8 protein-coding genes are annotated in these 13,659 nt (G+C 65.5%); 4 read left to right on the top strand and 4 right to left on the bottom strand.

The window, feature by feature from the left end; all coding sequences use genetic code 11:
* Window positions 1-80 precede the first annotated feature (80 nt).
* The 3 genes from nfuA to ABZO33_RS07855 form a co-directional block, all read right to left on the bottom strand.
* A complete protein-coding gene (gene nfuA / locus ABZO33_RS07865; protein WP_414535568.1) occupies window positions 81-665 on the bottom strand; it encodes a Fe-S biogenesis protein NfuA in 585 nt (194 codons plus the stop codon).
* A 57-nt stretch (window positions 666-722) separates the two neighbouring features.
* Entirely contained in the window at window positions 723-1,757 is a 1,035-nt protein-coding gene (locus ABZO33_RS07860) for an acyltransferase family protein (RefSeq protein ID WP_414535567.1), read from the bottom strand.
* A 199-nt stretch (window positions 1,758-1,956) separates the two neighbouring features.
* Window positions 1,957-4,257 (bottom strand): fatty acid cis/trans isomerase, encoded by a 2,301-nt coding sequence (locus tag ABZO33_RS07855; RefSeq protein ID WP_414535566.1) that lies wholly within the window; start codon window positions 4,255-4,257, stop codon window positions 1,957-1,959.
* Between the two features lie 173 nt (window positions 4,258-4,430).
* On the opposite strand from ABZO33_RS07855, the gene metH reads away from it, so the two are divergent.
* The 4 genes from metH (at window position 4,431) to ABZO33_RS07835 (ending at window position 11,211) form a co-directional block, all read left to right on the top strand.
* Complete coding sequence (metH, locus tag ABZO33_RS07850) at window positions 4,431-8,138, top strand: methionine synthase (protein WP_414535565.1); 3,708 nt, start codon at window positions 4,431-4,433, stop codon at window positions 8,136-8,138.
* 160 nt (window positions 8,139-8,298) lie between these two features.
* Window positions 8,299-9,411, top strand: a complete 1,113-nt coding sequence (locus ABZO33_RS07845) for a saccharopine dehydrogenase NADP-binding domain-containing protein (RefSeq protein WP_414535564.1) — start codon at window positions 8,299-8,301, stop codon at window positions 9,409-9,411.
* 1 nt (window position 9,412) lies between these two features.
* Entirely contained in the window at window positions 9,413-9,892 is a 480-nt protein-coding gene (locus ABZO33_RS07840; protein WP_414535563.1) for a DUF2269 family protein, read from the top strand.
* 164 nt (window positions 9,893-10,056) lie between these two features.
* Window positions 10,057-11,211, top strand: a complete 1,155-nt coding sequence (locus ABZO33_RS07835; RefSeq protein WP_414535562.1) for a cysteine desulfurase family protein — start codon at window positions 10,057-10,059, stop codon at window positions 11,209-11,211.
* 21 nt (window positions 11,212-11,232) lie between these two features.
* On the opposite strand, the gene ABZO33_RS07830 is transcribed toward ABZO33_RS07835, so the two are convergent.
* Entirely contained in the window at window positions 11,233-13,401 is a 2,169-nt protein-coding gene (locus ABZO33_RS07830) for a TonB-dependent receptor (RefSeq protein WP_414535561.1), read from the bottom strand.
* Window positions 13,402-13,659: the final 258 nt, after the last annotated feature.

Here is a 13,659-nt window from a genome sequence, read left to right as displayed (position 1 = left end):
AAGCCCGCTTCCACACCTGGGCAGCAGCTGCATCCAGGCGTGGGAGCGGGCTTGCCCCGCGATGGCGTCACCACTGGCGATCAGTAGTACGCGTTTTCCTTCTGGCTGTGGTCGGTCACGTCACGCACGCCCTTGAGCTCGGGAATACGCTCGAGCAGGGTGCGTTCGATGCCTTCCTTCAGGGTCACGTCGGCCTGGCCACAGCCCTGGCAACCACCGCCGAACTGCAGCACGGCGATGCCGTCCTCGACCACGTCCACCAGGCTCACGGCGCCGCCGTGGCTGGCCAGGCCCGGGTTGATCTCGGTCTGCAGGTAATAGTTGATGCGCTCGTTGATCGGGCTGTCCTCGTTGACCATCGGTACCTTGGCGTTCGGCGCCTTGATGGTCAGCTGGCCACCCATGCGGTCGGTGGCGTAGTCGACCAGCGCGTCCTCGAGGAACGGCACGCTGACCGCATCGAGGTAGGCGGTGAAGCTCTTCAGGCCCACCGGCTGGTCGTCGGGTTTCTCCTCGCCCGGCTTGCAGTAGGCAATGCAGGTCTCGGCGTAGGTAGTGCCCGGCTGGGTGATGAAAATACGGATGCCGATGCCAGGCGTGTTCTGCTTGGAGAGCAGATCGGCCAGGTAATCATGGGCGGCGTCGGTAATGGTTATAGCGCTCATGGAAGTTCCTCACAGACTTGCCGGCAGTGTACGCCAACCCGGCCGGGTAACAAAGTCCTAGCATTTGACTCGGGATAGCGCCAACGCCGGTTCCCGCGCCGCTCCGCCGGCCAACCAGCCCTTGAGCCGCCAATACAGGCCACGTTCCAGCCATTGGAAGCTGAGCCACGACATTAGTCCGATTGACGGCACGCACAAGGCGAACACCAGGTAAGGGTTCAGGCGCAACCGCTCGCTGATGAACAGGCCGGCATACAGCACCAGCACATGCACCAGGTACACCGAGTAGGAACAGTCGCCGAGGGCCTTGAGCACCTGGTTGCCCTTGAAGTACGGCTCCAGGGCAATGAACGCCAGCACTACCAGGGCGCTCGGCAGGCCCCAGTGCAACAGGCGCAGCGAAGCGTCGAGGTGATAGAGCGCGAACCCTGCCAGGCCAAGCAGCCCCAGCGGCAACCACAGGCCTTCGCGGATCAGCCCGCGGCGATAGAGCACGCCCAGGCCGATGCCCAGCAGGAACTCGTAGACGATGTCGTTGTTGTAGAAGCGGCTGAGCACACCCAGGCGCCCCAGCACTTCGCTCACCAGCAGCAATGCCGCCGTCACCAGCACCAGGTGATGACGCTGGCGCACCAGGAAGGCCAGGCCGAACAGCAGGTAGAAGAACATCTCGAAGTTCAGCGTCCAGCCAACGTTGAGCGTTGGATACAGCCCGTAGCCACCGGGGTTTTCCGCCGGGATGAACAGCAGCGACAGCAGCAGGTGCTGCCATTCGAAAACCTGGTGCGGCATCCAGCGGCTGGCTGCCAGCATCAGCACGGCCATCAGCAGGGTGTAGAACCAGTAGGCGGGCACGATGCGCAAGGCACGGTTGAGCAGGAACTGCCCCGGGGCGATGGCCTTGTCGCGGGTCGACAGGTAGATCACCAGGCCACTGATGACGAAGAAGATGTCCACCCCCACCGCGCCACGATCAGCGAGCAGTTGGCCAATGGGGCCGGTGGCGTGGAAGTCGAAGAAGATCTGCCGGAAGTGGTGGCAGACCACCAGCCAGGCGGCGAATGCCCGGAGTGCCTGAAGCGAATACAGCATGAAATACCCTGTGATCGGCGGTGCATTGAGGCATCGGCGGTCAGGCTACCGCCATCGCGGGGCAAGCCCGCTCCCACGCTTCTGGTCTCCAGAAACTGGCGTGGGAGCGGGCTTGCCCCGCGATGGCCGCAAAGCCGTCCCGAGCGAAGCCACTTACCGATTGCGACCGCAGGATGCCGGGAAAGTCCCGGCCAACCGATCAGAGGTTCTCGTAGCGGTTCATGTCCAGCACCCCCGCCTCCACCGGCTGGGTCTCCTTGATGTAGCTGTTCAGGTCATGGAAGTAGCGCCAGAAATCAGGATGACTGCGGCGCACGCCCCAGCGCATGACGATGCGCTCGAACTTGGCGGTATCGTCACGCGCCGCCTCCATGTCCTCGACGAACTCCGGCACATCGGCCGTCGGGATGTTGAAGATGAAGTTGGGGTAGCTGCTGAGCACGCCCGGATACAGGGTCAGAGTGTCCAGGCCCGGCTGGTAGCGGTAGGCCTCGCCAAGCAGGAACGCCACGTTGCTGTGCGCGCGGTTGCGCAGCAGGCTGTAGACCTGGCGCTGGCCGCCCTGCCCTTCGATGCGCAGCATGCTCGCCTCGGGCAGTTGGCCGATCACCTTGAGCCCCGCCGCCGGGCGCGACACCAGGCGGCTCAGCGACTGCTCGGCGTCACGGAGCTCCGCGGACAGGCCTGGCCGCGAGCAGTAGGCGCCCTGGCAGCGGTTGATCGGGTCCGGCGCCGCGTTCAGGCTGCCGGTGCGTTGCAGCAGCTTGAGGCCGAAGTCGCGCTTGGGATCGTGCTTGTCCAGTTTCAGCGCGCTCGGCGTGCTGGTGTCGATGTCCTCGTAGTCCATCCACATCTTCACCTTGCCGCTGTTCTGGTACCAGTCGCCGAGGATCTCGCCGCGCTTGCCCGCAGGCATCAGGCGCAGGAAGTTGACCTCGGCGCCATTGCGGATCAGGTCGAAGTACAGCCGCGTCTGCAACTGGTGCGAGACGTTGCCGAATACGTCGAAGTTCACCGCCAGCTGGTAGTAGGTGCGCTCGAACAGCGGGTAGTCGAACAGCCACATGGTCAGCGGCACGTCACCGATCAGGCCCTTGGTCACCGAGGCGCTGTCGAAATGGCGGAAGATGCTCAGCAGCGCATTGTCGTTGCCCGCCCACAGCGTCGACCAGCTTGGCGCCGGCTGTTCGGCATAGGCCTCACGGCGCAGGGCTTCGTACTCGTTGCGCTTGTCACGGTAGGCGTGCCACAGGCTCAGCACGCTGCCGACGTCATCGATCTGCCCCGGCATGGCCAGCAGCGGCGTGGCCTCGCCCCGGTACTGGGCGTCGGTGATGTACAGATCGTGGGCCGGCTCCTGGAACAGTGCCCAGAAGTTGTCGCGGATCACGTCGGTGGCGATCTGCCCGCGGCATACCGGGCCACGGATGAAGGTACGGACGAAGTACTCGGCGTTGTCCAGCATGAACTGGTAGCGGGCCACCGCCGGGATCGCCTCGAAGGTCTCGAACGGGTTGGAGCGGTGCCGCGGCCCATAGCCCGGTAGTGCGCTGGCATGCCAGTCGCCGCTGTAGAACAGCTGCTTGACCCGCTTGAGCTTCTGCGGCCCCATCGGGTAGGTGATGTGGGTCTTGTGCACGATCACGCCCTGCACCGGGATCAACCGATAGTAGAAGTCGGTGCCTGGTGGGTCGTTGGGGCGGCGGGTGGCGATCAGGTCCACCGGCTGGCCACTCGGGGTGCGCGAGCGCACCCACTGGAAGAAGTGGCCCTGCTCGCCGCCGACGAAATGGATGTGCGCCAGGAACAGGTGCTCGTACAGCCAACGGCCGACCAGCGCCTCGGTCGAGCCGGGGCGATTGAGCAGTTCTTCCCAGTCGGCGATCTGCTTCGCCTCTGCCGCGCTGGGCTGGATCGGGGTCTTTTCAACCGGCGCGCCAGCGGCCAGCCAGCGCTGCAGGGTCTGGTACTCCTGGTCGGTCAACCCGGTGACCGCCAGCGGCATGCCCTCCTTGGGATGGGCGCCGGCATAGGCATCGAATTCGTGGGGCAACGGGCACATGTTGTTGCGGTTGAGCCCCAGCACGATCTCTTCGGGCAGCTTGGCGTTGGGCGTGAGCGGGGTCTTGTGGCCCAGTTCGAGCATGCGCGCCATCAGCGCCGCCTGGCTGCCCTGCTTGTCCAGCACCGAATAGAAGCCCTGCTTGCGCCAGCCCGCTTCGTCGCGGGCATCGTAGAACAGCCGCGTGGTGGGCACCGCCTGGCTGCGTTCGCCCTGGTAGACCGGCACCTTCGAGGCACCACGCTCGGCGCCCTCGGCGCTGCCCAGGTTGAGCTGGCAGGCAGCGTCGTTGCAGGCGTGGCAGGCCACGCACTTCTCGGTGAAGATCGGTTGGATATCCCGGGTGTATGAGATCGTCGGGCTCGATTGGGGGGCCTGCCCGAACGCCGCGCCACTGAGGAGCAGGGCGAAGGCGCTGGCAAGTATGCGATGCAACATGTGCCGAATGTCCTGGTTCTTGAAAGCCATCACGATGTGCCTGGCGGGTCCTGAGGTGTTGGGGGCGTCGCGCTAACATGAGGGAAATTCATGCGAATGGGCGATACGCCTAAAATCCGTGCAGCTTTGTTATTATTCGGCACCTTCTGTTATTTGCCCGACCAGGTAGTCCTATGTCCGACCGCAGCGCTCGTTTACAAGCACTCCAGAACGCACTCAAAGAGCGCATCCTGATCCTCGACGGCGGCATGGGTACTATGATCCAGAGTTACCGCCTCGAGGAACACGACTATCGTGGCACGCGCTTTGCCGATTGGCCAAGCGATGTCAAAGGCAACAACGATCTTTTGCTGCTCAGCCGCCCGGATGTGATCGCCGCGATCGAGAAAGCCTACCTGGACGCCGGCGCCGACATCCTCGAGACCAACACCTTCAACGCCACGCAGATCTCCCAGGCCGACTACGGCATGGAGGCACTGGTCTACGAGCTCAACGTCGAAGGCGCGCGCATCGCCCGCCAGGTGGCCGACGCCAAGACCCTGGAGACTCCGGACAAGCCGCGCTTCGTCGCCGGCGTGCTCGGCCCGACCAGCCGCACCTGTTCGATCTCCCCCGACGTCAACGACCCCGGCTACCGCAACGTCACCTTCGACGAGCTGGTGGAGAACTACATCGAGGCCACCCGTGGCCTGATCGAGGGCGGCGCCGACCTGATCCTGATCGAGACCATCTTCGACACCCTCAACGCCAAGGCGGCGATCTTTGCCGTGCAGCAGGTGTTCGAGGAGGACGACGTCGAACTGCCGATCATGATCTCCGGCACCATCACCGACGCCTCCGGCCGCACCCTGTCGGGCCAGACCACCGAGGCGTTCTGGAACTCGGTACGCCACGCCAAGCCGATCTCGGTGGGCCTGAACTGCGCCCTCGGCGCCAAGGACCTGCGCCCTTACCTCGAAGAACTGTCGACCAAGGCCGACACCCACGTGTCCGCCCACCCCAACGCCGGCCTGCCCAACGCCTTCGGCGAGTACGACGAGACCCCGGCCGAGATGGCTGCGGTGGTCGAGGAATTCGCCGCCAGCGGTTTCCTCAACATCATCGGCGGCTGCTGCGGCACCACCCCGCCGCACATCCAGGCCATCGCCGAGGCCGTGGCCAAGTACAAGCCACGGGCGATCCCGGACATCCCCAAGGCCTGCCGCCTGTCGGGCCTCGAGCCGTTTACCATCGACCGCCAGTCACTGTTCGTCAACGTCGGCGAGCGTACCAACATCACCGGTTCCGCCAAGTTCGCCCGGCTGATCCGCGAGGAAAACTACACCGAGGCGCTGGAAGTTGCCCTGCAGCAGGTCGAGGCCGGCGCCCAGGTGATCGACATCAACATGGACGAAGGGATGCTCGACTCCCAGGCCGCCATGGTCCGCTTCCTCAACCTGATCGCCGGCGAGCCGGACATCTCCCGGGTGCCGATCATGATCGACTCCTCCAAGTGGGAGGTGATCGAGGCCGGCCTGAAGTGCATCCAGGGCAAGGGCATCGTCAACTCCATCTCCATGAAGGAAGGCGTCGAGCAGTTCAAGCACCACGCCCGCCTGTGCAAGCGCTACGGCGCCGCCGTGGTGGTGATGGCCTTCGACGAGGTCGGCCAGGCCGACACCGCCGCGCGCAAGCGCGAGATCTGCCAGCGCAGCTACGACATCCTGGTCAATGAAGTCGGCTTCCCGCCGGAAGACATCATCTTCGACCCGAACATCTTCGCCGTGGCCACCGGTATCGAGGAGCACAACAACTACGCCGTCGACTTCATCGAGGCCTGCGCCTACATCCGCGACCACCTGCCCTATGCCCTGACCTCGGGCGGGGTGTCCAACGTGTCGTTCTCGTTCCGCGGCAACAACCCGGTGCGCGAGGCGATCCACTCGGTGTTCCTCTACCATGCGATCAAGAACGGCCTGACCATGGGTATCGTCAACGCCGGCCAGCTGGAGATCTACGACGAGATCCCCGCCGCCCTGCGTGAAAAGGTCGAAGACGTGGTGCTCAACCGTACCCCGCATGGCACCGACGCCCTGCTGGCCATCGCCGATGACTACAAGGGCGGCGGCGCCACCAAGGAAGTGGAAAACGAAGAATGGCGCTCGATGCCGGTCGACAAGCGCCTCGAACATGCGCTGGTCAAGGGCATCACCGCCTACATCGTCGGAGACACCGAAGAGTGCCGCCAGCAGTCGACGCGCCCCATCGAAGTCATCGAAGGCCCGCTGATGAGCGGCATGAACGTGGTCGGCGACCTGTTCGGCGCCGGCAAGATGTTCCTGCCCCAGGTGGTCAAGTCGGCCCGCGTGATGAAACAGGCCGTGGCCCACCTGATCCCGTTCATCGAAGCCGAGAAAGGCGACAAGCCCGAGGCCAAGGGCAAGATCCTCATGGCCACGGTCAAGGGCGACGTGCACGATATCGGCAAGAACATCGTCGGCGTGGTGCTCGGTTGCAACGGCTACGACATCGTCGACATGGGCGTTATGGTCCCGGCCGAGAAGATCCTGCAGACCGCCCGCGAGCAGAAGTGCGACATCATCGGCCTGTCCGGGCTGATCACCCCGTCGCTGGACGAGATGGTCCACGTCGCCCGCGAGATGCAGCGCCAGGACTTCCACCTGCCGCTGATGATCGGCGGCGCGACCACCTCCAAGGCGCACACGGCGGTGAAGATCGAGCCCAAGTACTCGAATGACGCGGTGATCTACGTCACCGACGCCTCGCGCGCGGTGGGCGTGGCCACCCAGCTGTTGTCCAAGGAACTCAAGCCCGGTTTCGTCGAGAAGACCCGCCAGGAATACGTGGAAGTGCGCGAGCGCACCGCCAACCGCAGCGCCCGCACCGAGCGCCTGAGCTACGCCCAGGCCATCGCCGCCAAGCCGCAGTACGACTGGGCCGCCTACCAGGCCGCGGTACCCGCCTTCACCGGCGTCAAGGTGCTGGAGAACATCGACCTGCGCACCCTGGCCGAGTACATCGACTGGACGCCGTTCTTCATCTCCTGGGACCTGGCCGGCAAGTTCCCGCGCATCCTCACCGACGAAGTGGTCGGCGAAGCCGCCACGGCGCTGTACAAGGACGCCCGCGAGATGCTCGACAAGCTGATCGACGAGCAACTGATCAGCGCCCGCGCAGTGTTCGGCTTCTGGCCGGCCAACCAGGTGGCCGATGACGACATCGAGGTGTACGACAACGCCGGCGAGACCCTGGCCACCCTGCACCACCTGCGTCAGCAGACCATCAAGCCCGACGGCAAGCCGAACTGGTCGCTGGCCGACTTCGTCGCGCCCAAGGCCAGCGGCGTGACCGACTATGTCGGCGGCTTCATCACCACCGCCGGCATCGGCGCCGAGGAAGTGGCCAAGGCCTATCAGGACAAGGGCGACGACTACAGCTCGATCATGGTCAAGGCCCTGGCCGACCGCCTGGCCGAGGCCTGCGCCGAGTGGCTGCACGAACAGGTGCGCAAGGAGCACTGGGGTTACGCCAAGGACGAGCACCTGGACAACGAGGCGCTGATCAAGGAGCAGTACAGCGGCATCCGCCCGGCGCCTGGCTACCCGGCCTGTCCGGATCACACCGAGAAGGAAACCCTGTTCCGCCTGCTCGACGGCACCGCGATCGGCGAGACCGGCCCCAGCGGCGTGTTCCTCACCGAGCACTTCGCCATGTTCCCGGCGGCGGCGGTCAGCGGCTGGTACTTCGCCCACCCGCAAGCGCAGTACTTCGCCGTGGGCAAGGTCGACAAGGACCAGGTCGAGCAATACAGCGCACGCAAGGGCCAGGACATTGCCGTGAGCGAGCGCTGGCTGGCGCCGAACCTCGGCTACGACGCCTGAGCACACCGGGGCTGCTTTGCAGCCCATCGCCGCGGTTCGTCGCCACGACAAGCCGGCTCCCACAGGGTGACAACTGCACAGTACCTGTGGGAGCCGGCTTGCCGGCGATGGGCCGCAAGGCGGCCCCGCGTTACCCCGACACATGCACAAGGACCCCAGCATGTCTCCCCGAATTTTGGTGATCGGCGCCTACGGCAACTTCGGCCGTATCATCTGCCGCCACCTGAACCAGATGCCCGCCGTGCAACTGGTGATCGCCGGCCGCAATGCCAACAGCCTCGCGCAGCTGGCCGCACAGTTGCGCGGCACCGAAAGCTGGTGCGGCGATGCGATGGCCCCCGGCTTTGCCGATGCCCTGCGCGCGCTGCGTATCGACTGGGTGATCCATACCGGCGGTCCGTTCCAGGGCCAGCCCTACCGGGTGGCCGAGGCCTGCATCGAAGCCGGCGCGCACTACTGCGACCTGTCTGACTGCCGGCTGTTCGTCAATGGCATCGCCCAACTGGACGAACGTGCCCGCCAGGCCCAGGTCACCCTGCTCAGTGGCTGCAGTTCGGTGCCGAGCCTGTCGTCGGCGATTCTCGACGAACAGCGCCATCACTTCAGCCGTATCGAGCGCATCGAGCACGGCATTTCTTCCTCGGCGAAGATGCCCGGCCTGTCCACCATCGAAGGCGTGCTGGCCTATGCCGGCAGGCCCATCCGCCAGTGGCGCGACGGGCGCCCGTACAGCGTGGACGGCTGGCTCGGCCTGCAACTGCGCCATCTGCCCGGGCTGGGCTGGCGCCTGCTGAACAACGTCGACGTGCCGGACATGGACATCTTCGCCGCGCGCTACGGTGCCCGTGACTTGGCGTTCAAGGCCGGCTCCGGGCTGATGCTTGGCGGCCTGGCCAATGCGGCACTGGCGTGGCTGGTCAAGTTGGGCCTGGTGCGCGACCCGCTGCCCTGGGCGCGGCGCCTGCATCGGCTGGGCAGCCGTTTCGAACGCTTGGGCGATGGCAAGAGCGCAATGTACCTCGACGTTCGTGGCCTGGACCCGCAAGGCCAGCCACTGCGTCTGCAAGCCCAGGTCAGCGCCAGCGACGACAAGGGCCCGGAGATCCCCAGCTGCGCGGCGGTGGCGCTGATGGCCAGGGTGATCGAGGGCTACATTCCCGCCCCGGGCGCCCGCCCCTGCGTCGGCGAGATCAGCGTCGAGCAGTATCTGGCGGCCATCGGCGAACCGAACAAGGTGCGCTACAGCGTCAGCCTCCAGCACGAGCGAGGCTGAGATGAGCTACCTGCTGCTCAAGTACCTGCATGTGATCGCCGCCGTGTTCCTGTTCGGTTTCGGCATGGGCTCGTACCTGTACCTGATCGCCGCGAACCGCAGCGGCGACCCGCGGGTGATCGCTGCCGTGGCGAGGATGGTGGTGCGCTTCGATGCCTGGATCACCACGCCCGCCGGGGTCGTGCAATTGCTGACCGGTTACGCCATGGTCAGCATGACCGGCATGCCGTGGTCCGCCGACTGGCTGCAAGGCGCGCTGCTGATCTTCTTCGCGGTGGGCGCCTTGTGGCTGCCGGTGCTGCTGTTGCAGACGCGCATGCAGTGCCTCGCCGCCCAGGCGGCCGGCAACGGTACGGCGCTGGGCGAGAGCTACCAGCGGCTGTACCGTCCCTGGCTGTGGATGGGGGTTGCGGGGTTTGCCGGTATGTTCCTGATCGTGCTGGTGATGGTGACCAAACAGGCACCGTGGCAGTGGCTCTGATCGCCGCGAGTAGAATTTCCTACAAATAGATCAAATACGAGCAGGATTTTTTTCATTCCCCCGTCTATCGCGGGAAAAAGGAAAAACATTCATGTCGGCAGGCGCCTAGGATGATGTCCATGGATGCCGACAGGCGGTGTCCACGCACGGACCCGCCCTCGATCATGCCCAGCACCCCGCTCTACTTCGATTACGCCGCCACCACGCCGGTCGATGACCAGGTCATCGCCGCCATGCTCACCTGTCTGGGCCGTGAGGCGAACTTCGGCAACCCGGCCTCCAGCGGCCATTTCCACGGCCAGGCGGCCCGCGAAGCCGTCGAGCATTCCCGCCACCAGGTGGCCGAGCAGGTCGGCGCACAGCCCGATGATCTGGTCTGGACCTCCGGCGCCACCGAATCCAACAACCTCGCGCTCAAGGGCATCGCCCAGGGCTGCGCACAGCCAGGGCATGTGATCACCAGCCAGATCGAGCACAAGGCCATCCTCGACACCGCCGCCGAGCTGGAGCGCCTGGGCTGGGCGGTAACCCGCCTGGCCCCGGATGCCCGAGGGTTGATCCAGCCCGAAGCGGTCCAGGCCGCGCTGCGCCCGGACACCCGCCTGGTGTCGCTGATGGCGGTGAACAACGAACTGGGCACGGTGACCGACTTTGCCGCTATCGGTGCAATCGTCCGCGAGCACGGCGCGCTTTTGCACGTGGACGCCGCGCAGGCCGTGGGCAAGGTTCGCATCGACCTGGCGCAGCAGGCGGTCGACCTGATGTCGTTCTCGGCGCACAAGGTCTACGGCCCCAAGGGCATCGGCGCCCTCTACGTCGGCCCCCGCGCCCGCCCGGCGATGCGTGCGCAGATGCACGGCGGCGGCCATGAGCGCGGCCTGCGCTCGGGCACCCTGGCCACCCACCAGATCGTCGGCATGGGCAGCGCCTTCGCCCTGGCCGGCCAGCCCGGCGCGGCGGAGTACCAGCGCCTGGAGCAACTCGCCCGGCGCTTGCGCGACGGCCTGTTGGCAATGCCGGGGGTGACGCTCAATGGCTGCTCGGAGCAACGCATTCCCCACACCCTCAACCTGTGCATCGATGCCAAGGGCTTCAACAGCCTGGCCTTGGCCGGCGAGCTGGCGCTGTCGAGCACCTCGGCGTGCAACTCGGCGAGCAATGCCGCGTCCCACGTACTGCTGGCCCTCGGCCTCGACGAACACCAGGCGCGCAACAGCGTGCGCCTGAGCGTCGGGCGCTACACCAGTGAAGCGGACGTGGATACGGCGCTGGCGGTGTTTGGCCGGGTGATCGGCGCGGCGGCAGTAGCGCTCTGGTAGGGCGCGTCGCCGGCATAGGCTTCAAAAATCCAGGGTCCCCGAGAACTTCACCAGTCTCGGGTCGCCCTGGGTCAGATACCCGCCATTGGCCGACGCCCAGTAGTTCTTGTCCGTCAGGTTCTCCACATTGACCCGCAAGGTCACCGCCTTCTCCTGCACCTTGAAGCGGTAGCGTGCGCCAACGTCAAAACGGTTCCAGGTCGGCAGGCTCAGGGTGTTGGCCGGGTTGGCGTACTGCCCGCCGGTGCGCAGCATGCGGGCGTTGAGCGCCACGCCTTCCAGCCCCGGCACATCCCAATCGACACTGGCATTGAGCTGGAAGGTCGGCACGCCTACTGCGTGGTTGCCATCGGCCGTGCCGCCCTGGGTGTTCTTCAGCTCGGTATCCATGCGCGTGCCGCCGGCCATCAACCGCAGCCCCGGCAGCGGCTCGCCGAACACACTGAGCTCGAGCCCCTTGTTGACCTGCTCGCCATCCTGGACGAACACATTGCCGTCAACGAAACCATCGGTGGGCCGTTCGATACGGAACACCGCCAGGTTGGCGCCAAAGGTCTGGTAATCGAGCTTGAGTCCCGCCTCCACCTGCTTGGTCTTGGCCGGCGGGAACACCTCGCCGGCGTTGATCACCTGCCCCGATGCCGTGGCGCCCTGGGCCAGGCCCTCGATGCGGTTGGCATACAGCGAGACCGATGGGTTGAGCTTGTAGACGATGCCGTACACCGGCGTGGTGACCGCCTCGTCATAGAAGGCGTTGCGCCCCAGGTCCGGGCCCGGCCCGTCGTAGGCGTAGCCCTCTACCCGCAATTGCTGGCGCCGCACGCCCACGGTGAGCAGCAGGGTGTCATCGAACAGGCCCACGGTGTCGGACAGCGCGATGCTGCGGTTGCGGGTCTTGCCGGTCACGCCGGGGTCGTCCAGCTTGCCGCCGACGAAGGTCGGCGTGGTCGGTTTGGGCAACGGGTCGGTGCGGTAGATATTGGTGGCCTGCGAGTTGTAGAAGACGAAAGCGTTCTCTTGCTGGGTCCAGATACTCGCCGCGCCGATGTTCAACTGGTGGCTGACGGGCCCTGTCTGGAAGCGGCCATTGATGCCGCCCATGAAGGTGGTGTTGTCCTCGTTGTGGGGGATCTTCGAGCCGCCGATGGTGGCGTCGCCGCTGGCCGCGTCGGTGAGGATCGGCGTGCCGTAGAAGCCGTTCTCGTGGGTGTGCTTGACGCCGCCGGCCAGGTAGCCGCTCCAGTTGTCGTTGAAGTCGTAGTCGCCGCGCACCATGCCGAAGGTGTCCTCGGTCTCGGTCCAGGCCCAGTCCTGGCCGTAGTTGTGGTCGGCGTCCGGTGCGTGGGGGATGTCGGTCAGCCCCGCGCCCAGGCGCACCGAGTTGCGCATATGGTTGACCCGCTGCTTCTGGTAGCCGAAATCGCCCGACACCCGGAAGTTGTCGCCACGGTAGTCGAGCCCGGCAACGAACAGCTTGCTGCGTTGGTCCTGGTCGTCGACCGCGGTCTCGCCCTCGCGCTGCGAGAGGTTCAGGCGCACGCCGAAGCGATTGTCCGCGCCGAAACGCTGGCCAATGTCCAGGTGCTCGCCGATACGCCCGTCACTGCTGATGTCCTGGGTGTAGCGGCGGGTCGGCGTGTCGCCGGCGCGCTTGGGTTGCAGGTTGACGTTGCCGCCCAGGCCCGTGCCAGTGGGGCTGGCGCCGTTGAGAAAGGCATTGGGCCCCTTGAACACCTCGACCCGCTCCACCGCATCGGTGGAAATCATCTGCCGTGGCAACACGCCGTACAGGCCGTTGAACGCCACGTCGTCGCCATTGAGCGGCAGGCCACGAATGACGAAGACCTGGGACTGGTTGCCAAAGCCGAACGACTGGCGCACCGACGGGTCGTTGAGCAGCACGTCGCCGATGTCCTCGGCCTGCTGCTCCTCGATCAGCTGCGCGGTGTAGCTGGTCATGGTGAACGGCACGTCCATCATGTCCTGGTTGCCCAGCACGCCCATCTGCCCGCCACGGGCCACCTGGCCGCCGGCATAGGTTTCGGGCAGTTCGCCGGCAGGTGCCTTGAGCGCCTCGGCGTTGATGGCGGTGGCATCCAGCTCGATGGCGTCGTCTGCGCCATGGGCGCTGACGGCAACGGAACAGCACAGCGCAAGGAGGGTCGATTGATACGGGCAGGCACGTGTCATGGAGGGCTCCCGGGGAGGGTCAGCGCCGTCCTGGCGGATGAGAAACTTGAGGTGACTGAGTAGTGTTTCTAGCCGATAGTGCGAATTATTACCAAACAACCGCACTTTTTTGCCGACCAGCGGTCTACCCCCTCTTTTGCCGACTGCAATCGATTGCCAAGGCTTGGTTTTCATAGCGCACAGGGCCGGGCCAAAAGCCTTGCGCTTGTGTAGGATGGGCAGCGCAGATCCAGACGCTGCCAGTTACAGGGAGATCCA

It is taken from the genome of Pseudomonas sp. CAM1A (genome assembly GCF_047501685.1).
Lineage (GTDB): Bacteria > Pseudomonadota > Gammaproteobacteria > Pseudomonadales > Pseudomonadaceae > Aquipseudomonas.
The sequence above is the reverse complement of the archived record's forward strand: the minus strand, read 5'-3'. Positions and strand labels throughout refer to the sequence as shown.

Coding starts and splice junctions, on each gene's coding strand:
- nfuA (WP_414535568.1), bottom strand. CDS start 665: ATGAGCGCTATAACCATTACCGACGCCGCCCATGATTACCTGGCCGAT.
- ABZO33_RS07860 (WP_414535567.1), bottom strand. CDS start 1,757: ATGCTGTATTCGCTTCAGGCACTCCGGGCATTCGCCGCCTGGCTGGTG.
- ABZO33_RS07855 (WP_414535566.1), bottom strand. CDS start 4,257: ATGTTGCATCGCATACTTGCCAGCGCCTTCGCCCTGCTCCTCAGTGGC.
- metH (WP_414535565.1), top strand. CDS start 4,431: ATGTCCGACCGCAGCGCTCGTTTACAAGCACTCCAGAACGCACTCAAA.
- ABZO33_RS07845 (WP_414535564.1), top strand. CDS start 8,299: ATGTCTCCCCGAATTTTGGTGATCGGCGCCTACGGCAACTTCGGCCGT.
- ABZO33_RS07840 (WP_414535563.1), top strand. CDS start 9,413: ATGAGCTACCTGCTGCTCAAGTACCTGCATGTGATCGCCGCCGTGTTC.
- ABZO33_RS07835 (WP_414535562.1), top strand. CDS start 10,057: ATGCCCAGCACCCCGCTCTACTTCGATTACGCCGCCACCACGCCGGTC.
- ABZO33_RS07830 (WP_414535561.1), bottom strand. CDS start 13,401: ATGACACGTGCCTGCCCGTATCAATCGACCCTCCTTGCGCTGTGCTGT.